Source organism: Streptomyces sp. NPDC043427 (assembly GCF_056436655.1).
The window spans coordinates 1-1377 of the sequence record NZ_JBWKCC010000071.1 but is presented as its reverse complement, the minus strand read 5'-3'; the positions used below and the strand labels follow the sequence as shown (position 1 = coordinate 1377).

Annotated in this window: 2 protein-coding genes and 1 pseudogene; all 3 read left to right on the top strand. The window is 66.9% G+C overall.

Annotation, left to right across the window (positions count from 1 at the left end; translation table 11 throughout):
• Positions 1 to 86, top strand: a pseudogene (locus AC067M_RS45785) (IS5/IS1182 family transposase); the annotation flags it as partial.
• A gap of 122 nt (positions 87 to 208) precedes the next feature.
• Positions 209 to 1048: an IS5 family transposase gene (locus AC067M_RS45780; RefSeq protein WP_478702914.1), complete on the top strand. Its 840-nt coding sequence runs from the start codon at positions 209 to 211 to the stop codon at positions 1046 to 1048.
• Positions 1049 to 1072: 24 nt separating this feature from the next.
• Positions 1073 to 1377 (top strand): hypothetical protein (locus AC067M_RS45775; RefSeq protein WP_478702913.1); only part of this gene is annotated, 305 nt, incomplete at its 3' end.

Below are 1377 nucleotides of genomic sequence, written 5' to 3'. Positions count from 1 at the left end.
GGCGGATCTTCCGCAGGTCCCGCTGCAGCCCCAACCGCATGACGTCAATCGCCAAAGCCATTCTCACCCTGGAGCGGCAACGCTGAAGAGGCTCATTGAACGGGCGTCTTGGTCTGGCTGCTCCTGTTTCATCCCAAGGCGCCGGATTACGCGCCGTGTGCTTCGAGCGCCGGCTCGCGCGCCTGGGCCTTGCGGGTAGTCCCGGATCGTGCCTGAACGCCGCCGTTACCCGAGCGATCTGTCCGATGCCCGCTGGGAGTTGGTCGAGCCGGTCCTGACTGCCTGGCGGGCCGAACGCCGCGGCTGCGGACTGGACATCGGCCGCCCACCGGACCACGACCTGCGCAGCCTGCTCGACGCCATCCTCTATGTGAACCGCACCGGCATTCCTTGGCGCTACCTCCCGCACGACTACCCGCACTGGAACACCGTCTACGCCTACTTCGCCCGCTGGCAGGAGGAGGGTGTCTTCGATCAGCTCAACAGTCTCCTGCGCCGGCAAGTCCGCAGGCAGGGAGGCCGGGAGGCCGAACCCAGCGCATGCGCCATCGACTCACAGAGCATCAAGACCTCCACCAATGTTCCTGCGGCCGGCCAGGGTGTAGACGCGGCCAAGAAGATCGTGGGCCGCAAGAGAAGCATCGTCGTCGACACCGTCGGCCTGCTGCTCGCCGTGCTGGTCACGGCCGCGAGCGTGCAGGACTCCGTCGCTGGCCAGGCCCTCATCGAGAAGGTGGCCGCCGAGCATCCCACGGTCCGCAAGACCTGGGTCGACGGCGGCTACCGCCAGCACCTCGTCGAGCACGCAGCGACCCTCGGCATCGACATGCACATCGTCCGCCGCGACCCCACCCTCAAGGGCTTCACCGTCCCGCCTCGCCGCTGGACCCTGGAACGCACCCTGGGCTGGCTGATGAACCACCGCCGCCCGGCCCGCGACTACGAGGCCAAACCGCATCGCTCCGAAGCCATGGTCCACCTCGCGATGATCAACCTCATGACGCGCCGCCCAGCCGCGGAATCCACCCCGAGCTGGCCCGGCACGTGAACCGCCCCAATCCGGCAATCCGGGATGAAACAACAGGATAAAACGCCCTCTTACGACGTCGGCAAAACCGTCAAACGCCCCGAGACCCTCAAGGCCATCGGCAAGCCCGGAAGATCTTTCTCCTCGGAGACTTTGCCCCGGAGCCCGGTCGTGGTCGCGGCCACGACGCTTCGGAGGCGCGCGCCCACAGCGAACCGGCAGCGACTCCCACGTATTCGGGGATGGACGCACGGCCTTAGACGTCATCTCATTTGGCTGGGTAAGCTGCCGGTCGTGGCAGGGATCGTTGAGCGGCTGGTGCCGGACGAGTTGTGGGAGCTGTTCCAGCG